The sequence below is a fragment of the Variovorax sp. GW821-FHT09D04 genome, assembly GCF_059416405.1.
In genome coordinates this window covers 996,907-1,017,353 of the sequence record NZ_JBWKPA010000001.1, presented here as the reverse complement: position 1 = coordinate 1,017,353, position 20,447 = coordinate 996,907, and the positions used below count along the sequence as shown (strand labels likewise).

At 68.6% G+C, this 20,447-nt stretch carries 22 protein-coding genes; 6 read left to right on the top strand and 16 right to left on the bottom strand.

All coding sequences use genetic code 11. The features are described 5' to 3' along the window. Window positions 1-9 precede the first annotated feature (9 nt). Window positions 10-924 (bottom strand): LysR family transcriptional regulator, encoded by a 915-nt coding sequence (locus AC07O4_RS04685; RefSeq protein WP_495303874.1) that lies wholly within the window; start codon window positions 922-924, stop codon window positions 10-12. A 135-nt stretch (window positions 925-1,059) separates the two neighbouring features. On the opposite strand from AC07O4_RS04685, the gene AC07O4_RS04680 reads away from it, so the two are divergent. Beyond that, on the top strand, window positions 1,060-1,707 hold the full coding sequence (locus AC07O4_RS04680; protein ID WP_095745444.1) for an FMN-dependent NADH-azoreductase: 648 nt from the start codon (window positions 1,060-1,062) through the stop codon (window positions 1,705-1,707). A gap of 68 nt (window positions 1,708-1,775) precedes the next feature. On the opposite strand, the gene AC07O4_RS04675 is transcribed toward AC07O4_RS04680, so the two are convergent. From AC07O4_RS04675 to AC07O4_RS04660, 4 genes are read right to left on the bottom strand one after another with little or no spacing between them, the layout of a single operon-like run. Continuing rightward, window positions 1,776-2,333 carry an NADPH-dependent FMN reductase gene (locus AC07O4_RS04675; RefSeq protein ID WP_062470062.1) on the bottom strand — a complete coding sequence of 186 codons (558 nt, stop codon included), beginning with the start codon at window positions 2,331-2,333 and terminating at the stop codon, window positions 1,776-1,778. A gap of 49 nt (window positions 2,334-2,382) precedes the next feature. Further along, entirely contained in the window at window positions 2,383-3,117 is a 735-nt protein-coding gene (locus AC07O4_RS04670) for an amino acid ABC transporter permease (RefSeq protein WP_495303873.1), read from the bottom strand. Then, window positions 3,114-3,830 (bottom strand): amino acid ABC transporter permease, encoded by a 717-nt coding sequence (locus AC07O4_RS04665; RefSeq protein WP_495303872.1) that lies wholly within the window; start codon window positions 3,828-3,830, stop codon window positions 3,114-3,116. Before AC07O4_RS04665 ends, AC07O4_RS04670 begins: the two co-directional genes overlap by 4 nt. A 31-nt stretch (window positions 3,831-3,861) precedes the next feature. Then, window positions 3,862-4,704: a transporter substrate-binding domain-containing protein gene (locus tag AC07O4_RS04660; protein ID WP_070060828.1), complete on the bottom strand. Its 843-nt coding sequence runs from the start codon at window positions 4,702-4,704 to the stop codon at window positions 3,862-3,864. A 301-nt stretch (window positions 4,705-5,005) separates the two neighbouring features. On the opposite strand from AC07O4_RS04660, the gene AC07O4_RS04655 reads away from it, so the two are divergent. From AC07O4_RS04655 to AC07O4_RS04640, 4 genes are all read left to right on the top strand, one after another. After that, window positions 5,006-5,914, top strand: coding sequence for an aliphatic sulfonate ABC transporter substrate-binding protein (locus tag AC07O4_RS04655; RefSeq protein WP_495303871.1), 909 nt, complete (start codon window positions 5,006-5,008; stop codon window positions 5,912-5,914). Window positions 5,915-5,933: 19 nt separating this feature from the next. After that, window positions 5,934-7,160 carry an N-methyl-L-tryptophan oxidase gene (gene solA, locus AC07O4_RS04650; RefSeq protein ID WP_495303870.1) on the top strand — a complete coding sequence of 409 codons (1,227 nt, stop codon included), beginning with the start codon at window positions 5,934-5,936 and terminating at the stop codon, window positions 7,158-7,160. 65 nt (window positions 7,161-7,225) lie between these two features. After that, window positions 7,226-8,158, top strand: a complete 933-nt coding sequence (gene panE, locus AC07O4_RS04645; RefSeq protein ID WP_495303869.1) for a 2-dehydropantoate 2-reductase — start codon at window positions 7,226-7,228, stop codon at window positions 8,156-8,158. A gap of 14 nt (window positions 8,159-8,172) precedes the next feature. Then, a complete protein-coding gene (locus AC07O4_RS04640; protein ID WP_495303868.1) occupies window positions 8,173-8,874 on the top strand; it encodes an aspartate/glutamate racemase family protein in 702 nt (233 codons plus the stop codon). Window positions 8,875-8,905: 31 nt separating this feature from the next. Here AC07O4_RS04640 and AC07O4_RS04635 read toward each other — a convergent pair whose 3' ends face one another. Next, window positions 8,906-10,267 carry an NAD(P)/FAD-dependent oxidoreductase gene (locus tag AC07O4_RS04635; RefSeq protein WP_493192200.1) on the bottom strand — a complete coding sequence of 454 codons (1,362 nt, stop codon included), beginning with the start codon at window positions 10,265-10,267 and terminating at the stop codon, window positions 8,906-8,908. Between the two features lie 132 nt (window positions 10,268-10,399). Here AC07O4_RS04635 and AC07O4_RS04630 point away from each other — a divergent pair, with 132 nt between their 5' ends. Beyond that, entirely contained in the window at window positions 10,400-11,368 is a 969-nt protein-coding gene (locus AC07O4_RS04630) for an alpha/beta hydrolase family protein (protein WP_495303867.1), read from the top strand. A gap of 6 nt (window positions 11,369-11,374) precedes the next feature. Here AC07O4_RS04630 and AC07O4_RS04625 read toward each other — a convergent pair whose 3' ends face one another. From AC07O4_RS04625 to AC07O4_RS04580, 10 genes are all read right to left on the bottom strand, one after another. Further along, complete coding sequence (locus AC07O4_RS04625) at window positions 11,375-13,213, bottom strand: family 2A encapsulin nanocompartment cargo protein cysteine desulfurase (RefSeq protein WP_495304024.1); 1,839 nt, start codon at window positions 13,211-13,213, stop codon at window positions 11,375-11,377. 66 nt (window positions 13,214-13,279) lie between these two features. Then, window positions 13,280-14,212 (bottom strand): family 2A encapsulin nanocompartment shell protein, encoded by a 933-nt coding sequence (locus AC07O4_RS04620; RefSeq protein ID WP_042579703.1) that lies wholly within the window; start codon window positions 14,210-14,212, stop codon window positions 13,280-13,282. A gap of 64 nt (window positions 14,213-14,276) precedes the next feature. Then, complete coding sequence (locus AC07O4_RS04615) at window positions 14,277-14,546, bottom strand: helix-turn-helix domain-containing protein (protein ID WP_062470032.1); 270 nt, start codon at window positions 14,544-14,546, stop codon at window positions 14,277-14,279. Further along, on the bottom strand, window positions 14,543-15,463 hold the full coding sequence (gene epsC / locus AC07O4_RS04610; protein WP_095745455.1) for a serine O-acetyltransferase EpsC: 921 nt from the start codon (window positions 15,461-15,463) through the stop codon (window positions 14,543-14,545). Before epsC ends, AC07O4_RS04615 begins: the two co-directional genes overlap by 4 nt. Window positions 15,464-15,500: 37 nt before the next feature. Then, a complete protein-coding gene (locus tag AC07O4_RS04605; protein WP_369632785.1) occupies window positions 15,501-15,983 on the bottom strand; it encodes a rhodanese-like domain-containing protein in 483 nt (160 codons plus the stop codon). Between the two features lie 459 nt (window positions 15,984-16,442). Continuing rightward, window positions 16,443-16,658: a TOBE domain-containing protein gene (locus tag AC07O4_RS04600; protein WP_007829250.1), complete on the bottom strand. Its 216-nt coding sequence runs from the start codon at window positions 16,656-16,658 to the stop codon at window positions 16,443-16,445. 51 nt (window positions 16,659-16,709) lie between these two features. Continuing rightward, window positions 16,710-17,306, bottom strand: coding sequence for a malonic semialdehyde reductase (locus AC07O4_RS04595; protein WP_062470026.1), 597 nt, complete (start codon window positions 17,304-17,306; stop codon window positions 16,710-16,712). A gap of 16 nt (window positions 17,307-17,322) precedes the next feature. Further along, window positions 17,323-18,612 carry an O-acetylhomoserine aminocarboxypropyltransferase/cysteine synthase family protein gene (locus AC07O4_RS04590; RefSeq protein WP_495303866.1) on the bottom strand — a complete coding sequence of 430 codons (1,290 nt, stop codon included), beginning with the start codon at window positions 18,610-18,612 and terminating at the stop codon, window positions 17,323-17,325. A 36-nt stretch (window positions 18,613-18,648) separates the two neighbouring features. Continuing rightward, the gene (locus tag AC07O4_RS04585; RefSeq protein ID WP_095745458.1) at window positions 18,649-19,479 is read right to left on the bottom strand and encodes an ATP-binding cassette domain-containing protein; all 831 of its coding nucleotides are present in this window, start codon (window positions 19,477-19,479) and stop codon (window positions 18,649-18,651) included. A 4-nt stretch (window positions 19,480-19,483) separates the two neighbouring features. Further along, complete coding sequence (locus AC07O4_RS04580) at window positions 19,484-20,443, bottom strand: aliphatic sulfonate ABC transporter substrate-binding protein (protein ID WP_495303865.1); 960 nt, start codon at window positions 20,441-20,443, stop codon at window positions 19,484-19,486. Window positions 20,444-20,447: the final 4 nt, after the last annotated feature.

Genomic DNA, 20,447 nt, shown 5'->3' with positions numbered 1-20,447 from the left:
AAACCGGCCTCAGAACATCCGCATCTGCTCGCTTTGCAGGTGCTCGGACAGGAAGTCGATCAGCCGCCGCACCGCCGGCACCAGCGCCCGCCGCGCCGGAAACACCATGTGCGCCACCACCGGCGATGGCCCCCAGCCGGGCAGCACCCGCACCAGCCGGCCCGCCTCGATGTCGGCGCTGCACATGTAGTCGGGCAGCAGGGTCACGCCGACGCCGCCCAGCGCGCCGAACTGCAGCGTGGCCAGGTCGTCGGCCACGTAGCGCGGTATGTGCACATGCACGTGGCTGCGGCCTTCCGGGCCTTCGAGCCGCCACTCCGAGCGCCCTTCCCCGTTGACCGACATGGCCGCCGTCGGCAGCTTCGCGAGGTCGGCGGGCGTGTCGACCGGGCCCTGGCTGGCCAGCAGCGTCGGGCTCGCGACCAGCACGCCGCGGCTGTGGCCGAAGGTCTTGGCCACCAGCACCGTGCTGTCCTCGATGGTCGGGCGCACGCGCAGCGCGATGTCGATGCCCTCCTCGATCAGGTCCACCGGCCGGTTGATGACGCGCATGTCGACGCGCACCGCCGGGTGGCGCGCCATGAACACCGGCATCAGCTGCGCCAGCCCGCTGTGCGAGATGGTGACCGGGCAGGTCAGCCGCACCAGCCCGCTCGGCTCGGTCTGCACCTGCGCCACCGCCTCGGCCGCCGCCTGGGCCGCGTCGCGCATCGCCGAGGCATGCCGCAAGTAGATCTCGCCGGCCGGCGTGAGCGACAGGCGGCGCGTGCTGCGCTGCATCAGCTGCACGCCCAGCCGCTCCTCGAGCTCGGCCACGCGGCGCGACAGGCGCGATTTGGGAATGCCCAGCGCCCGGCTGGCGGCGGCAAAGCCGCCCCGCTCGGCCACCTCGGCGAAGAACACCATGTCGTTGAGGTCTTGCATGGCTTCATTGTCCTGCAAACAGAACGATCTGATCAAATTTTGGCTACTTATCAGCCACTCACATCAAAAATAGAATTCTCCCAACGCCGGCCACTTCTCAGCGCCGACACCTTGCACAGAAAGTGATTGATTGACATGAAGCTGCTCCACATCGACTCCAGCATCCTCGCCGCCGGCTCCACCTCGCGCCAGCTGACCGCCGAAACCGTCGCCGCATGGCGCGCCGCCCACCCCGACACCCAAGTCGAGTACCTCGACCTCGCCGTGGACGCGCCCTCCCACTTCGGCGTCGACGCCCTCGGCATCAAGACCGGCGTGCAGGCCCAGCCGACCGAAGCGCAACTGCGCGAGAACGCCCTGTCGGAAAAGCTGGTGAGCCAGTTCCTGGCCGCCGACGTCGTGGTGCTCGGCGCCCCGCTGTACAACTTCACCATCCCGACCCAGCTCAAGGCCTGGATCGACCGGCTTGCGCAAGCCGGCCGCACCTTCAAGTACACCGAGAAGGGCCCCGTGGGCCTGGCCGGCGGCAAGACGGTGATCGTGGCGTCCAGCCGCGGCGGCATCTACTCGACCTCCGAAGGCGGCCAGGCGGCCGAGCACCAGGAGAGCTACCTGAAGGTGATCTTCGGCTTCTTCGGCATCACCGACGTGCGCTTCGTGCGCGCCGAAGGCATCGCGATGGGTGACGCGCCCAAGGCCGCCGCGCTGGCCGCCGCCCGTGCCGACATCCTCGTGGCCACGACCGAAGCTGCCAACCAGAAGAACGTCGCGCAAGCCGCCTGAGTCTTCCGCCGCCGGAACGAAAAAGCCGCCCCGTGGGGCGGCTTTTTTCATGGGCGATGGCCTTGCGATCAGGCCGCGGAATGGGCCTTGACCCAGGCCACGTACTTGTCCATCCAGCCCTGCAGGAATTTCTGCGTGCCTTCGTTGCCGATATGGCCCTTGTCGTCGAACAGGCCTTCCTTGGCCTGCAGGAACACCTCGGGGCCGCCCATCGTCGGCGCGTCGAGATACGCCAGGATGTTGCGCAGGTGCTGCTGCGCCAGCGCGGTGCCGATGGCGCCCACCGAGATGCCGAGCACGCCGGTCGGCTTGCCGGCCCACACGCTCTGGCCATAGGGGCGCGAAGCGTGGTCGATGGCGTTCTTCAGCACGCCGGGGATCGAGCGGTTGTATTCGGGCGTGACGAACAGCACGCCCTGCGCGGCGGCCACTTCGCTCTTGAGGCGCTTCACCTGCGCGGCCTGGTTGCCGTCGTCGTCCTGGTTGTACAGCGGCAGGTCGTCGATGCGCAGGGTCTCGAACGTGAAGTCCGACGGCGCGAGATGCGCCAGCGCCAGGGCCAGCTTGTGGTTGAACGAATCCTTGCGCAGGCTGCCGACGATGACGGCGATCCGGGTCTGTGCCATGAGGTGGAACTCCTTGAAATAAGAAAGGCTGTCGGAATGACCGGGACGATTATGCGAAGCGCTCAAGACCTTTTCCAGAAAAGTTCATGACAACCGGCGCACCCGCCTGCGCGCGGCGCACGACCCCGTGGGCCAGCCGGTCCAGCCCGGTGCACAGCAGCCAGTAGATCGCGCCCACCAGCACGAAGATCTCCGCCGGATAGACCATGGTGCGCGCGTTCACCTGCGAGGCCACAAACGACAGCTCGCCCACGCCCACCACGTACGCCAGCGAGCTGTCCTTCACGAGCGTGACCCATTGGTTGACGAACGACGGCAGCATCATCCGCAGCGCCTGCGGCAGCACGACGTGGCGCAGCGTGCCCCAGCGCGTGAGCCCGAGCGACAGCCCCGCCGCCCACTGCCCCGCCCCGATGCCGCGGATGCCCGCATGCACCGCGTGCGCCAGGTAGGCGCCGCCCACCAGCGACAGCGCGCACATCACCGACATCACGCCCGGCACGCTCACGCCGAGCGCGAACGGCAGCAGGAAGTAGGTCCAGAAGATCAGCATCAGCACCGGGATCGCGCGCAGGAATGCCAACCCCAGCGTCAGCACGCGCTTCAGCGGGCCTCGCGCCATGGCCAGCCCGATGCCCCACGCCAGCCCCAGCAGCGCCGACGCAATGCCCGAGCCCGCGCTGAGCAGCACCGTGAGCGCCGCACCGCCCAGCTCGCCCTGCGGAAAGGCGCCCCACAGCAGGTACGGCAGGCTGTCCCACAGCATGTGCAGCGCATCGCTCATGCCGCCGCCCTCCCCGGCACCGCCGACTGCCGACGCGCAGCCCACGCCGCCAGCAGCTCGATCGCGCCGATGGTCACGATGTAGAGCAGCGTCGCCACGCCGAAGGCCTGGAAGGTCTTGAAGGTCTCGGCCTCGACCTGGCGCGAGGCGTACGACAGCTCGACCAGCCCCACGGCCATCGCGAGCGAGGTGTTCTTGACGATGTTCATGTACTGCCCCAGCAGCGGCGGCAGCGCGATGCGCAGCGCCTGCGGCAGCACCACCTGCGCCAGCACCTGTGCGCGCGTGAAGCCCAGCGCCTGCGCCGCCAGCGTCTGCCCCTCGGGCACGCCGCGTATGCCCGAGCGGATGTCCTCACCCACGTAGGCCGCCGCATACAGCGTGAGCCCGAGCAGCGCCGACAGAAGTTCGAAGGAAATGAAGCGCCCCGCCAGGAGCCCTTCGCGCAGCGCCTCGGGCAACAAACTGGGCGCGCCGAAGTACCAGAAGAAGAGCTGCACCAGCAGCGGCGTGTTGCGAAACAGCGAAACGTACGCGCCGCTCGCGCGCAGCCACGCGGGCCGGCTCGACGAGCGCCCCGCCGCCACGACGACGCCCAGCAGCGTGGCGCCCGCCGCCACCAGCAGCGAGGCGCCCACGGTCACGAGCCAGCCGTCGAGCAGCCAGCCGAGGTAATGGGGCGCGAGCAGGTGCTCGCGCAAGAGATCGCTCAAGGCCGCATCGATCCGGTCGTTGCGCGCCCCATCAGTTGGCGGCCACGCGCTGGTCGCCGATCTTCAGCAGGCGCGGCAGCGGCGCCTTGCTGTTCGGACCGAACCAGGTGTCGTAGATCGCCACGGCGCGGCCGTTCTTCTCGCTGTCGACCAGCCAGGCGTTGAGTGTCTCGAGCAGGCGCGTCTCGCCCTTGGCCACGGCCGCGCCGAGGTACTCCTTCGACACCGTGATCGCCGGGATCTCGTACTTCTCCTTGTCGGGAATCGCGTTCCACTGCGCCGTGAGCTTCACGCCGTCGTTGGTGATGGCCTGCACGTTGCCGTTGCGCAGCGCGGCCAGCGCAAAGGGCGAATCGTCGTAGAGCACGACCTTGGCGTCGGGGTAGTTCTTGCGCAGGTTCGACTCCATCGTCGTGCCCTTCTCGGTGCCGATGCGGATGTCCTTGATCTGCGCGGCCTCCTTCAGCACGCCCTTCTTCGCCAGGAACTGCTGGCCGACCAGGAAGTACGGCGTGGTGAAGTCCACCGCCTTGGCACGCTCGTCGGTGATGGTGAAGCTGGCGAACACCACGTCGGCCTTGCCCGAGGTGAGCAGCGGAATGCGGTTGGCCGGATTGGTCGGCACCAGTTCGATCTTCACGCCCAGGCTTTTCGCGAACTCGGTCGCCAGGTCGATGTCATGGCCCACCTGCTTCTTGCTGGCCGGGTCGATGTAGCCGAAGGGCGGGTTGCCGTCGAACGCGGCCACGCGCAGCACGCCGGCCTTGCGGATGTCGTCGAGCTTGTCGGCCCAGGCGATGTTGCCCAGGGTGGTGAAGGCGCCGATTGCCAGGGCCAGGCTGGAAACGGTGAAAGAGTGGGTGTTGCGGGTCATGCCTGCGCTTCGCTGGAAGTGGAAAAAGAGAGCGCGACTCTAGGCAGCGCTGCGTGCGGCGCCAACGAAGCAATTTCCGCTTGCATATGCAGCGATGAGTTGCGCATGAACAAATGACAAAAGCTTCGTGGCGCACGCAGGCATCGGTCCCTAGAGTGGCCAGCCTCTGCCTTCCGTCTGACTGCTTTTTTCTTCTTCGGCCACGCGACGCGGCCCCGCTCTTCTCATGCACTTCCCAAGCACTTCCTCGCCCGCCGTCTCCCGGCGCCTCCTGCTTCGCGCCGGTGTCGGTGCCGCCGCCGTGGCCGCATCGGCTCCGCTGTTCGCCCAGACGCGCGCCCGCACGCTGCGCATCGGCTACCAGAAGTTCAACACGCTCAACATCCTCAAGGGCACGGGCCAGCTCGAGAAGGCGCTGGCGCCGGCCGGCGTGAACGTCGAGTGGCGCGAGTTCCTCGGCGGCAGCCAGCTGTCGGAAGCGCTGTCGGCCGGCGCCATCGATTTCGGCCATGCCTCCGACGGGATCGGCGTGTTCCAGCAGGCCAGCGGCAAGGGCCTGGTCTACCTCGCGGCCGAAAGCCCCTACCCCGGCGGCGTCGGCTTCCTGGTGCCGCGCGACTCGCCGATCCGCAGCGTGCGCGACCTCAAGGGCAAGAAGGTCGTCACCGGCCGCGGCTACAACACGCAGTACGTGCTGATCCGCGCACTCGAAGCGGCCGGCCTGCGCTACGAAGACATCGAGCCGGTCTACATCGTCACGGCCTCCGACACCGTGGCGGCCTACCAGTCGGGCAGCGTCGCGGCCATCGGCCTGTGGGACCCGTTCCTGGCCGGCGCGCAGGTGGCGACCGAGTCGCGCCTGCTGTTCGACGGCACCGGCCTGAGCGGCAACCGCACCTACCACTTCGCCCAACCCGCCTTCGCGCGCGCCAACGCTGACACGCTGCGCACCGTGTTCGCCGAACTGCGCAAGGCCAACGACTGGGCCCAGGCCCACCCCGGCGACGTGGTGGCCACGCTCGCGCCGCAGCTGAAGGTCGAACCCAAGGTGCTGGCGCTGGCGACCGAACGGCGGCACTATGGCGTCGTGGCGCTCACGCCCGCCATCGCCCGCGAACAGCAGGGCCTGGCCGACGTGTTCGCGCAGCTGAAGCTCATTCCCCAGCCCATCGCGGTGAAGGATGCGTTTCTCGACCTGAACCTTGTGTGACGACGAAACCTCTCGCCCCGTGACCCGTTCCCCTACTCACTACGACGCGATCGTCATCGGCTTGGGCGCCCTCGGCGCGGCCACCCTCTACCAGCTCTCGCAACGCGGCGCGCGCGTGCTCGGCATCGACCAGTTCGCGCCGCCGCACGACCGCGGCTCCTCGCACGGCGACTCGCGCATCACGCGGCTGGCCGTCGGCGAAGGCGACGAGTACGTGCCGCTGGTGCACCGCTCGCACGCCATCTGGCGCGAGCTCGAGGCGCGCACCGGCCGCCCGCTGATGACCACCACCGGCGGCCTCATCCTCGCGCCGCGCGACCGCGTGGCCGAACACCACGGCAAGTCCGACTTCGTGCGCCGCACCATCGCCTGCGCCGAGCGCTTCGACATCGTGCACGAGGTGCTCGACGCGGCCGGCATCCGCGCGCGCTACCCGCAGTTCCACCTGCAGGGCGACGAGATCGGCTACCTCGAGCGCGACGCCGGCTTCGTGCGCCCCGAAGACGCCATCGCCGCCCAGCTCGCCGTGGCCCGCGCCGACGGCGCACAGACCCGCACCGGCGAGCGCGTGCTGGGCGTCGAGCCCGTGGGCAACGGCGACACCGTGCGCGTGCGCACCGAGACCGCGAGCTTCGCCGCCGACCAGGTCGTGGTCGCGGCCGGCGCCTGGCTGCCCGAATTCCTTGGCCGGCAGGCGCGCACCGACTGGCAGGCCCACTTCTCGGTGCACCGCCAGGTGATGCACTGGTTCGACACCGGCCCCACCGCCGCGGCCGACTTCGCGCCCGGGCGTTTTCCCATCTTCATCTGGATGTTCGGCGACGCGCAGGAGGACTACATGTACGGTTTTCCGGCCTCCGACCCGTCGCAGCCCGCGCTGAAGGTCGCCACCGAGCAGTACGTCGACGCCACCACGCCCGACGCGCTCGACCGCGAGGTGAGCGCCGAGGAAACCGCCGCCATGTACCGCGACCGCGTGGCCGGGCGCTTTCCGCAGATCGGGGGGCATGCGCTCAAGGCCCGCGCCTGCATGTACACCGTCACGCCCGACCGCCGCTTCGTGATCGACGCGCTCGACGGCCTGCCCAACGTGCTGATCGTCTCGGCCTGCTCCGGCCACGGCTTCAAGCACTCGGCCGGGCTGGGCGACGCCATCGCCGACCGGGTGCTGGGCCGCGAGAGCGCGCACGGCCTCGACCTGCGGCCCTTTGCCCGCGAGCGGCTGGCGACCTCGCAACACCCCTGAGGCGCCCGCGCGCGATCCGGGGCATCATCGCTTCCGATCTTCAGTTTCTTCGGAGGCAGCGCGCGATGCGATTCCTGATGGTGGGTGCGGGAGCACTCGGTGGTTACTTCGGCGCACGCCTGCTCGCGGCAGGCCACGATGTGACCTTTCTACTGCGTCCCGGCCGCGCGGCCCAGCTGGCCACGACCGGGCTCGTGGTGCGCAGCCCGTTCGGCGACCTCGACCTGCCCACGCCGAAGCACGTGCTGGCCGAGCAGATCGGCGGGCCGTACGACGTGGTCGTGGTCGGCTGCAAGGCCTACGACCTCGACGCCACCATGGATTCGTTCGCGCCCGCCGTCGGGCCCGACACCGTCATCCTTCCGCTGCTCAACGGCCTGGGCCACATCGACCGGCTGGTCGCGCGCTTCGGCGAGGCGCGCGTGCTCGGTGGCCTGTGCATGATCTCCGCCACGCTGGACGACGAGGGCCGCGTGCAGCACCTGAACGACATGCACAGCCTGAGCTACGGCGAACGGGCCGGTGGCCGCTCGCCGCGCATCGACGCCATCGCGGCCCAGTTCGCCGGCGCGAACTTCACGGCCACCGCGAGCGAGACCATCGCGCAGGACATGTGGGAGAAGTGGGTCTTCATCGCCTCGGCCGCAGGCCTCACCAGCCTCATGCACGCCTCCATCGGCGACATCGTGGCGGCCGGCGGCGAAGACGTGGCGCTTGCGATCTTCGACGAGTGCTGCGCCATCGCCGCCCACAACGGCTTTGCCCCACGGCCCGGCGCCGTCGCGCGCGGCCGCGCGGTGGTCACGACCGCCGGCTCGCCCATGACCGCCTCCATGTACAAGGACATGGCCCGCGGCGCGCGCGTCGAGGCCGACCACATCCTGGGCGACCTGCTGGCCCGCGCACCGCGCACCGCATCGGCCACGCCGTCGGTGCTGCGCACGGCCTACGTGCACCTGAAGGCCTACGAGTTCCGTCGCGCCCGCGAGGCCGGTTGAACGGCAGCAAGCTCATGGCCGACACGCTCGCCTTCCTCCATACCGCGCAGGTGCATGTGCAGACCTTCGGCAGTCTGGCCCGCGAGATCGCGCCCGAGCTGCGCGTGCAGCACCTGGTGATGGAAGAACTGCTCGCCGATGCGCGCACCCTGGGCGTCGACCACGCCGGCCTGGTGGCGCGCGTCCACGAGGCCATGCGCGACGCCGCCTCGGACGGCGCCTCCGTCGTCGTGTGCACCTGCTCGACCATCGGCGGCATCGCCGAAAAGACCGCCACCGGCGGCGCCTTTGCGGCCCTGCGCATCGACCGCGCCATGGCCGACCGCGCCGTGCGCAACGGCCCGCGCGTGCTGATCGTCGGTGCCGTCGAAAGCACCATCGACCCGACCCTGTCGCTCGTGCTTTCAGCCGCGCGGCAAGCCGGCGTCGGCATCCGCGCCAGCACGCTGCTGGTCGACGATGCCTGGGTGCACTTCCAGTCCGGCGATACCGCGCGCTACGTGGCCACGCTGGCCGAATCGATCCGCGCCGCGGCCGACGGCACCGACGTGATCGTGCTGGCGCAGGCGTCGATGGCGCCGGTGACGGGGTTGCTGGCGGACCTGGGGGTCGATGTGCTCAGCAGCCCGCAACTGGGGGTGGCGCATGCGGTGGCGACGTTGCGCGCGTCGAACACCGCGTGGGCGTCCGCCCGTACCGGTCTGACGGGCTGGTAGCCCCGCGGCGCGAACCCGCCTCTGGGCGCGCCTAGTCCGACTTGAGGATCGTCTCCCCCTTCAACGCCCCCATGTCGCGGATGTTGAAGCGGTGACGCTTCCAGCCCGCCCAGGTGCGGCGGAAGTTGGCGAGGGAGATGCCGTAGTACAGCACCTTGAACATGCGCAGCGCGCCCCACATCGGCGTGCCCTTGTAGATGTCGCCGGCCAGCAGCGACATCAGCGCCTCCTTCACCCGGAACGGGTTGCCGGGGTACATGAACATGTCGCGGATGGTCGGGTTGGTCACGCGGTAGATGAACCACGAGTACTCGCGCGGGCCCTTGCGCATCATGGCCTCGAAGCCTTCGCGGGCGCGGGCCAGCTCGGCCGGCTGGTCGAGCGCGGTGGCCACCAGTTCGGCGCCGTCGAAGGCGCTGTGCATCGCCAGGTACACGCCCGAGGAGAACATCGGGTCGATGAAGGTGAAAGCGTCGCCCAGCAGCAGGTAGTTGTCGCCGGTGGCGTGCGTGCTCGAGTACGAGAAGTTGCCCGTGGCGTGCACGGCGTCGTCGACCAGGGTGGCGTTCTTCAGGCGGTCGGCCAGCACCGGGCACAGGGCGATGGTGTCGTAGAAGAATTCCTTCAGCGATTTTTCGCGCGTCTTCAGGTAGTAGGGCCAGCACACCGCGCCCACGCTGGTCGTGCCGTCGGCCAGCGGAATGAACCAGAACCAGCCGTGCGGAAACCAGCAGATGCTGATGTTGCCTTCCTTCTTGCCCTCGAGCCGCTCGGCGTTCGTGAAGTGACCGAACAGCGCGGTGCTGTTGTGGTCGGGGTTCTTCTGCTTGCAGCGGAATTTGTTGGCCAGCAGCGTGTCGCGGCCCGTGGCGTCGACCACGAAGCGCGCGCGCCAGCTGCGCTTGGCGCCGTCGTCCATCACGGCCTGCACGGTGGCGCCGTCGGCGTCGAAGGCCACGTCGCGCACCTTGCAGCCTTCGAAGGCCTGGGCGCCGCGCGTGGCGGCGTTGCGGAACAGCAGCTCGTCGAGCTCGGAGCGGCGCACCTGCCAGGCGGAGTCGAGCGACTTGTCCCAGCCTTCGGCGAACTCCACGTAGCTGCGGTGCTCGTGCTCGGGCGAGACGAACTCGATGCCGAACTTCGGCATGCCGATCTTCTCGACCTGGTCGCGCACGCCGAGCTTGTCGAACAGCTCGACGTTCGCGGGCAGCAGCGATTCGCCGATGTGAAAACGCGGGTGGTGCTCTTTCTCGACCAGCACCACCCTGCGCCCCTGCTGCGCCAGCAGCGCCGCGACGGTCGAACCCGCGGGGCCGCCGCCGATCACGAACACATCGCAGGAATCGCTGACAGAAGAAGGAGCACCGGAAGAAGAAACCTGAGGCTGGGACATGCGAAGACAAGCAGCGTGATGGACAGCGACAGAGCATAGCGCGCCCGCATCGCACGACGCAAAACGGGCTGGCGGCGCGGGGCCGGAGGCGGCACACTGGCGACCCGTTCAGCCCCCTACCCCTTGCGCACCATGACCCTGCATCGCCTTGCCCTGCTCGCCGCCCTCTGCGTGTCTGCCGCATGGAGCCATGCCGCGGGCTTCAGCTTCATCGAGGTGCCGGCCGACAAGGACGGGCCGGCCTTGCGCGGCGCGGTGTGGACGCCTTGCGAGGCAGCCCCCGGCGAGATCGCGTTCGGCCTGATCGCCATTTCGGCCACCAAGGACTGCCCCATTGCCGGCACGGGCCTGCCGCTGGTGCTGATGTCGCACGGCTCGGGCGGCTCGTTCCTCGGGCACCACGACACGGCGGCGGCGCTGGCCGACGCGGGCTTCGTGGTCGCCGCCATCAGCCATCCGAACGACAACTTCCAGGACATGGAACGCCGGGGCCATCTCTCGACATTTGCCGCGCGGCCCGTCGATATGCGCCGGCTGGCGGATCACATGCTCAAGACGTGGCCCGGCCACACGAAGATCGCCGCCGACCAGGTCGGCTTCTTCGGCTTCTCGCGCGGCGGCTACACCGGCCTCGTCGCGACGGGCGCGGTGCCCGACTTCAAGCTCGGCCTGCGCTTTTGCACGCCGGCATCGAAGATTCCGTTCTGCGGCCAGATCCAGCGCAAGGAACTGCCCGCGCCGCCGGTGCGCGATGCGCGCATCAAGGCGGCAGTGATCGTCGACCCGTTGAGCTTTTTCGATGCCGAGGGGCTGAAGCAGGTCACGGTGCCCGTCCAGCTCTGGGCCTCCGCGCGCGGCGGCGACGGGGTGACGCTGGACGACGTCGAAGCGGTTCGCCGCAACCTGCCTTCCGCGCCCGCCTGGTACGTGCCCGCGAACACCGCGCACTTCGCCTTCCTGGCGCCCTGCGCGCCGGCCATGGCCAAGGCCTTGCCGGAGATCTGCAGCGATGCCGGCGGCTTCGACCGCGTCGCCTTCCACGCCGACTTCAATGCCAAGGTGCTCGCCTTCTTCAGGCAGCACCTGGCATCGAAGCCCTGACCCGGCTCAGCGCGTGCGCCGCTGGCCGGCGAGCCGCCGCACCACCGTCACCAGCCGGTCGATCTCGTCGAAGGTGTTGTAAAACGCCAGCGACGGCCGCACCGTGGTCTCGACGCCGAAGCGCCGCAGGATCGGCTGCGCGCAGTGGTGGCCCGTGCGCACCGCGATGCCTTCGTCGTTGAGCGCGTGGCCCACCTCTTCGGTGGTGTAGCCGTCGAGCACGAAGGACATCACGCTCGCCTTGTCGGCCGCCGTGCCGATCAGCCGCACGCCGGGGATCGCGCCCAGTTTCGCCATGCCGTACACCAGCAGGTCGTGCTCGTAGCGCGCGATGTTCTCGATGCCGACCTTGTTCACGTAGTCGATGGCCGCGCCCAGGCCCACGGCATCGGCGATGTTGCCGGTGCCGGCCTCGAACTTGTTCGGGATCGGCTGGAACACGGTCTTCTCGAAGGTCACGTCGGCAATCATGTTGCCGCCGCCCTGCCACGGGGGCATGTCTTCGAGCACCTCGCGCTTGCCCCACACCACGCCGATGCCGGTCGGCCCGAACACCTTGTGGCCGGAGAACACGAAGAAGTCGGCGCCGATGTCCTGCACGTCGACCCGCATGTGCGAGACCGACTGAGCGCCATCGACCAGCGCCTTGGCACCCGCGCGGTGCGCCAGCTCGACGATCTCCTTCACCGGCACCACGGTGCCCAGCGCGTTCGAGACCTGCGTGACCGCGACGATCTTCGTGCGGTCGTTGAGCAGCTTGCGATACTCGTCGAGCAGCACCTGGCCCGAATCGTCCACCGGGATCACACGCAGCTTCGCGCCCTTGGCGGCGGCGAGCTGCTGCCACGGCACGATGTTGGCGTGATGCTCGAGGTTCGACACGATGATCTCGTCGCCCTCGCCCACGTGCTGGCCGCCCCAGCTCTTGGCCACGAGGTTGATGGCCTCGGTGGTGCCGCGCACGAAGATCACCTCTTCGACTTCGGGGGCGTTGATGAACTTGCGCACACGCTCCCGCGCGCCTTCGTACGCATCGGTCGCGCGCGCGGCGAGTTCATGCGCCGCGCGATGGATGTTCGAGTTCTCGTGCTCGTAGAAGTACGCGATGCGGTCGATGACCGACTGCGGCTTGTGCGTGGTGGCGGCGTTGTCGAACCACACGAGCTGCTTGCCGTTCACGCGCTCCTGCAGGATCGGGAAATCGCGGCGCACGGCGTGCACGTCGAACGGCGGATGTTGGCCGCTGCCGGCCTGCGGCACTGCGTCGGGGCCACGTGGATCGGGCTTGGCCGGCGTGACGAAGCCGCTGGGCAGGCGCACCGCATCGACGAAGTAGAACTGCGCGTCGCGTCCGGCCGGTGCCGCAGGTGGGCTCGGCGGTAATGCGGGCTGCGCCGTCGGCGCGGCAAGGCCCGCGAACGGATCGTGGATCGCAAAGCCATCGCTGGCGGTGCCTGCCGTCGGATGTCCGTAGCTGTGGTTCAGGAAGTAGAACGGCGATGCGGAGGCGGCCTGCGGCGACGCAGGCGCCCCCACCTGCTGCGGCACGCCCTGCACCACGCCGCCCGAACGCGGCTCGAAGGCCGGCGCCACCGACAGCACGGTGTCCGGCACGCCGTTGCCCGCCACCGCATGCGGCAGCAAGGCCGGCGCGCGGTTCGCGAGCGACGGCAACTGCGTGGGCGATGCCGGCAGCACATTGGCGCCCGGAATCTGCCCCTGCGGGATCGGCGTGCCCGGCACGCTCGGCCCGAAGCCGGCGGGGCTCACCAGCGGCGAGCCCGGCGGTGCGATGTTGGCGGGAAACTGCGCGCCCGGCGGCGCGGAGAACATGGCGCTGGCCATGCGCGCGAGAACGGCCGGATCGAACGGCGCCTCGCCCGGGAACGTGGGTGTGCTGCTCACCGCGGCTTACTTGTAGGTGTCGGGATAGTCGTGGTACTTGCCGATCTCGACGTCGTCGAGCACGGCCAGCGCGTCGGTGGTCAGCACCGCGAGCGAGCAGTACAGCGAGATCAGGTACGACGCGATCGCGTGATTGTTGATGCCCATGAAGCGCACCGACAGCCCCGGGCTCTGCTCGCCCGACAGGCCCGGCTGGAACAGGCCCACCACGCCCTGGCGCTTGTCGCCCACGCGCAGCAGCAGGATCTTGCTCTTGCCGTCGGCCACCGGCACCTTGTTCGACGGAATCAGCGGAATGCCGCGCCAGGTGATGAACTGCGAACCGAACAGGCTCACTGTGGGCGGCGGCGTGCCGCGGCGCGTGGCTTCGCGTCCGAACGCGGCAATGGCCAGCGGGTGCGTGAGGAAGAACGCGGGCTCCTTCCACACCTTGGTCAGCAGCTCGTCCAGGTCGTCGGGCGTGGGCGCGCCGGTCAGCGGGAAGATGCGCTGCTCTTCGCTCACCTGGGCCAGCAGGCCGTAGTCGGGGTTGTTGATGAGCTCGCTCTCCTGGTTCTCCTTGATCGTCTCGATCGTCAGGCGCAGCTGCTCCTTGATCTGGTCGTGCGGGCTGCTGTACAGGTCGGAGATGCGGGTGTGCACGTCGAGCACGGTGCTCACGGCATTCAGGTAGTGCTCGCGCGGGTTCTCTTCGTAGTCGACGAAGGTGCGCGGCAGCTGGTTCTCTTCTTCGCGCGAGGTGCAGGTGACCTTGATCGACTCGGGGTTCTTGACCTTGTTGACGCGGTAGATGCCCGCTTCGACCGGCACCCATTGCAGCAGGTGCGTCAGCCAGCGCGGGCTGATGGTCTCGAGTTGGGGAACGGTCTTGGTGGCGTTGGCTAGCTGGCGGGCGGCGTTGTCGCCAAGGGCGGTGGTACCACCGACTGTTGCACTCATGGATCAAGGCTCCGTGGGTTGAGGAAAAAGTGATCGCCAGTGTCTGGCGACCACGGGTTTCCCCTCAACAGGCTATAGCCGCCAAGTTGATCCGCCGTGCAAGGCGCGACTGCTCCAGTTGCTCGCAACGCGCGAGCAGGTTGACGATGTTGATGCCCAGCGCGGTGGCCAGCTTCTGCGCCGTGACGATCGACGGGATCACGCGCCCACGCTCGATCTCGCCCACGTACGAGCGGTTCAGATCGGAACGCTCGGCCAGCTCTTCCTGCGACCAACCCTGCCCTTCGCGCAACTGGCGCACGGTGACGCCGAAGTCTTCGACAAAGGCTTTCATACGCTGCCCGCCTTCGGTGCGCTGTTGTTCTGCAGGCTGGCCTGCGTGACGCTGGCACCGGGCTTCACGTCGTCGGTGATCCACACGTTGCCGCCGATGACGGCGCCCTTGCCGAGCGTTACGCGGCCCAGGATGGTGGCGCCCGCGTAGATGACCACGTCGTCCTCCACCACCGGGTGGCGCGGCAAACCCTTCTGCAGGTTGCCTTCGGCGTCGGTGGGGAAGCGCTTGGCACCGAGCGTGACGGCCTGGTACAGCCGCACGCGCTTGCCGATGACGGCCGTCTCGCCGATCACGACGCCCGTGCCGTGGTCCATGAAGAAGCCCGCGTCGATCGTCGCGCCCGGGTGGATGTCGATGCCGGTCTGCGCATGCGCCAGCTCGGCCACGATGCGCGCGAGCAGCGGCAGGCCGAGCTCGTAGAGCCGGTGCGCGAGGCGGTGATGGATCATCGCGAGCACGCCCGGATAGCACAGCAGCACCTCGTCGACGCTGCGCGCCGCGGGGTCGCCCTGGTAGGCCGCGAGCACGTCGCTGTCGAGCAGCCGGCGCAGACCAGGCAGCGCGTTCGCGAACTGCCGCACCGCTTCGGTGGCCGCTGCGTCGATCTCGCTCGCGGGTCGCGGCGCCAGCCGTGCGTTGAAGTTCAGCTCGAGCCGGGCCTGCACCAGCAGCGCCTGCAAGGCGGCGTCGAGCGTGTGGCCCACGTAGAAATCCTCGCTCTCGTGGCGCAAGTCCGGCGGACCCAGCCGCATCGGAAAGAGCGCGCCCTTGAGCGATTCGACGATCTGCGCCAGCGCATCGCGCGACGGAAACTCGCGCGCCCCGGGCTCGCGCGAACGGCGCTGCGAATCGCGCCACTCGTCGCGCACCTCGTGCAGTGCACGCACGATGTCGCCCACTTCGAATTGAGCCATGTGTGTTTTCCTCCCGTGTGTTTCTATCGATGGGGGTTCAGTCCTGCACCCAAGGCAGGCCATGGAAGCGCCAGCCGTCGGAACCGCCCCGGTGCTGCCGCGCATCGATCTCGCCCTCGAAGCCTTCGAGCACGTTGAATACCTGCGTGAAGCCGGCCTTGGCCGCGGCTTCGGCCGCCAGCGCCGAGCGCTTGCCGCTGCGGCACAGCAGCAGCACCACGGCCTCCTTGCCGCCGTCCTTCGCCAGCTTGGCTTCGAGTTCTCGCACGAAGCGCGGGTTGCGGGTGAGCGCGGTGCCTGTGGCCCACGCCACGTGCAGGCTGTCGGGCACGTGACCGACGAACTTGCGTTCTTCGCCGGAGCGCACGTCCACGATCAGGGCCTGGCCGTCCTGCACCAGCTGCCACGCCACGGGGGGCGTCACGCCGCCGGCGTAGGGCCAGTTCTTTTCGATGGCTTGCGCGCGCGCCTGTTCGAGAGCGGGCGGCAAGGCGATGACATCTTCAACTTCCACGGACATGCGGTTCGGCTCCTGTTGTACGTTGGTCATTCCATCTTCCTTGATGGCGATAACCACCACTGTAGGAGTGCGAAGGCCAAGGTCAAACGACTCAAAAGTCGATTCTTAACAACCTTGTGATCTATGGGTGGTGCTTCAGGGCGCGCTCACGCCGACGGGGTACCTTGCTCCGCGAATGTCCCCCGCCCTTCGGGCTCCTCCTTGATTTCGCTGCGCAAGGCACCCCATCGACGTGAGCGTGTTCAGTGCAGTCGTTGATCGGCTGCACACCACCGCCGCGTCCCGTGCGCAGGACACCGGGTGCTTCCCGCAGCGAAATTAAGGGGGAGGCCGCAGGCCGGAGGACATTCGCGGAGGGAAGTACCCGGTGGCCTGCGCACACGCCCCGAACCAGCAGCGCTGAAACGAAAAACCCCGGCACCAAAACAGCACCGGGGAATCGCAAAGCCCGAGGGTCCGTCAGAGCTTGGCGATCGAAACTTCGGTCGACTTCACGAGGGCGACCACGTCGGAACCCACCTTCAGCTGCAGCTCGTCGACCGAGCGCGTGGTGATGACGGAGGTGACGATGCCCCAGGCGGTTTCGACATCGACTTCGGAGACGACGTCGCCGCGGATGATCTCGCGGACCTTGCCCTTGAACTGGTTGCGGACGTTGATGGCTTGGATGGACATGGTGATTTCTCTTTCAGGGTTGACAGGGGTTGTGAATGAAACGGCCGGCGGTCAGACGATCTCGGCCACGTCGTCGAACGCCAGCCGGGGGCCGCGTTCGAAGGTGCCGGCGTGGTCGGCCACGCCGAGGTTGACGAGGAAGTTCGCGCGATAGCGGCCGTCGGGGAAGAAGGCCTTGTCGACGAGGTCGGCGTTGAAGCCCGACTGCGGCCCCGCATCGAGCCCGAGCGCGCGTGCCGCCAGGATCAGGTAGGCGCCCTGCAGGCTGCTGTTGCGAAAGGCCGTGGCCTGCGCGGCGTCGGCGCTCTTCTCGAAGAAGGGTTTGGCGTCGTAGGCCGGGAACTGCGTGGGCAGGTGCTCGTAGAAGCGCGTGTCGTGCGCCACGATCACCGTCACGCCGGCCTGCAGCGTCTGCGCGGTGTTGCCCGCCGACACGGCCGGCTTCAGCTTCGCCTTGGCTTCTTCGCTGCGCACGAACACGTAGCGCGCGGGCTGGGCGTTGTAGGCGGTCGGGCCCCACTTCACGAGGTCGTAGAGCTGGTGGATCAGCGCGTCGGTCACGGGCACCGGCTTGAAGGCGTGCACGGTGCGCGCCTTGCGGAACAGCTGGTCCAGCGCGGCGTCGGGGATGGCTTGCAATGTGGTCATTTCTTGGAACGCTGTGTCAGTTCGATGCGGCGGCCAGCGCCTGGTCGAGGTCGGCAATCAGGTCGTCGATGTGCTCGATGCCCACCGACAGGCGCACGGTGTCTTCCGTGACGCCGGCCCGGGCCAGTTCTGCGGGCGACAGCTGCCGGTGCGTGGTCGATGCGGGGTGCGTCGCCAGCGAGCGCACGTCGCCGATGTTCACGAGGCGCGTGAAGAGCTTCAGCGCATCGAGGAACTTCGCCCCGCCCTCGCGGCCGGCGCCGATGCCAAAGGTCAGCACGCCGCTGGACTTGCCGCCGAAGTACTTCTTCGCCAGCGGGTAGTCGGCATGGTCCTCGAGCGCGGCGTAGTTCACCCAGTTGACGGCCTTGCTCTGCTTCAGGTGCTGCGCCACCGCCAGCGCGTTGCTGCTGATGCGGTCCATGCGCAGCGCCAGCGTCTCGATGCCCTGCAGGATCAGGAAGGCGTTGAACGGCGAGATGGCCGCGCCCGTGTTCCGCAGCGGCACCACGCGCGCACGGCCGATGTAGGCGGCCGGGCCCAGCGCCTCGGTGTAGACCACGCCGTGGTAGCTCACGTCGGGCTCGTTCAGGCGCTTGAAGCGCTGCTTGTGCTCGGCCCACGGGAACTTGCCCGAATCGACGATGGCGCCGCCGATGCTGGTGCCGTGGCCGCCCAGGTACTTGGTGAGCGAGTGCACCACGATGTCGGCGCCATGCTCGATGGGCCGGCTCAGGTACGGCGAGGGCACGGTGTTGTCGACGATGAGCGGCACGCCGTGGCGGTGCGCGATTTCGGCGATGGCCGCGATGTCGGTCACGTTGCCCGCCGGGTTGCCCAGCGACTCGACGAACACCGCCTTGGTGCGCTCGTCGAACAGCTTCTCGAAACTGCTCGGATCGCGGTGGTCCGCGAAGCGCGTGGTGATGCCGAACTGCGGCAGCGTGTGCGCGAACAGGTTGTAGGTGCCGCCGTACAGCGCGGTGCTGCTGATGATGTTGTCACCGGCCTCGGCAATCGTCTGGATCGCGTAGGTCACGGCCGTCTGGCCCGAGGCCAGCGCCAGCGCGGCGATGCCGCCTTCGAGCGCGGCCACGCGCTGCTCCAGCACGTCCTGCGTCGGGTTGTTGATGCGGGTGTAGATGTTGCCCGGCACCTTCAGGTCGAACAGGTCGGCGCCGTGCTGCGCGCTGTCGAAGGCATAGGCCACGGTCTGGTAGATCGGCGGCGCGACGGCGCGGGTGGTCGGGTCGGGCGAATAGCCGGCGTGGACCGACAGGGTTTCGAATTTCCAGTTCTGCGACATGCGACTGCCTTTCAAAGGGGGAATGGATGAAACGACTCAGATCGCCCAGCGCAGGGCATGGGCCTGGGGCGTGAGCCAGCTGGCATCGGTGCTTTCCACATCGGTCTCTTCGGACTTCTGCAGCACCCGGTCGAGGATTCGTTTTTCGATCGCGGCAAAGGCCGGGTCGCCCTGCGAGCGCGGGCGCGCCAGCGCGATGTTCTCGTCGAGCGCGATGCGGCCGTCCTCGATGAGGATCACGCGATCGGCCAACGCCACGGCTTCCTGCACGTCGTGCGTCACCAGCAGCGCGGTGAAGCGGTGGCGCTGCCACAGGTTCTCGATGAGGCGGTGCATCTCGATGCGCGTGAGCGCGTCGAGCGCGCCCAGCGGCTCGTCGAGCAGCAGCAGGCGCGGGTGGTGCACCAGCGCACGCGCCAGGGCCACGCGCTGGCGCTGCCCGCCCGACAGGCGCGCCGGCCATTCGTTCTCGCGGTCGGCCAGGCCGACCTGCGCCAGCACTTCCTTGCCGCGCGCCTTGGCGTCGTTCGGCAGGCCCAGCGTCACGTTGTCGAGCACGCGGCGCCAGGGCAACAGGCGCGCCTCTTGGAACATGATGCGCGTGTCGTCGTGCAGGCCGCTCACGGCCTTGCCGTCGGTGTACAGACCACCAGAGGTGGCTTCTTCGAGGCCCGCGATGAGCCGCAGCAGCGTGCTCTTGCCGCAGCCGCTGCGCCCCACGATGGCGATGAACTGGCCCGGCTCGATGGTCAACTGCGTGTTGCGCAGCACCTCGCGCGCGCCATAGCGCTTGTGCAGGCCGCGCGCCTCGAGGCGCACGCCACCGGCGATGGCTTGGGGTTGGATGTCTTTGAGAACGGCACTCATGAATTCAGGCCCCGGGGTTGAACAGCGCCACCTTCAGCGCATCGATTTTTCTGGGCAGCAGCTTCTCGGCGAAGAAGGCATCGGCGATGCGCTGCTGTTCGGCCAGCCCGCCGGCCACCACGGGCCGCACCGCGTAGCTGCGGCGGCTGTTGGCCTGCTCGATGGTCGGGGCGTCGAGCCCCCACACGGGCGCCAGCAAGGCAGCAGCCTCTTTCGGGTTCTGCTTGACCCACTTGCCGGTCTTCTCCAGCTCGGCGTAGACCACGCGCAGCACGTCGGGCCGCGCCTTCGCGAACTTGGTGCTCGCCAGGTAATAGCGCTGGTACGACGCGATGCCCGTGCCGTCGGCCAGGATGCGCACCTTCGACTGGCGCTGGGCGGCGGCCAGGAACGGGTCCCACACCACCCAGGCGTCGATGGCGCCGCGCTCGAAGGCGGCGCGGCCGTCGGCGGGCGTCAGGTAGGCGGGCTCGATGTCCTTGAACGAGAGGCCGGCTTTTTCGAGTGCGGCGATCAGCAGGTAGTGCGCACCGGCCGCTTTCGCGAAACCGACCTTCTTGCCCTTGAGATCGGCCACGGTCTTGAGCGGCGAATCGTCGCGCACGACGATGGCCTGCGCGGCCGGCGACGGGGCTTCCTGCGCCAGAAAGGTCAGGTCGGCGCCGGCCGCTTGGGCGAACACGGGCACGGTGTCGGCCACGTCGGCGCTGATGTCCAGGTTGTCGAGGTTCAGCGCTTCGAGCAGCGGCAGGCCGCTGGTGAACTCGTGCCAGCTCAGCGTCACATTGAGCGGTGCGAGCTGCTTCTCGAGCGTGCCCTGCACTTTCAAGAGCGCGATCAGCGTGGACGACTTCTGGTAGCCGAAGCGCACCGTGGCGGGCCGTTGCTGCTGTGCCAGCACGGCACCTGCGCTGAGCGCACCCAGCGTCGCAATGGCGGTACGTCGATTGATGAGGTGGTTCATGTGC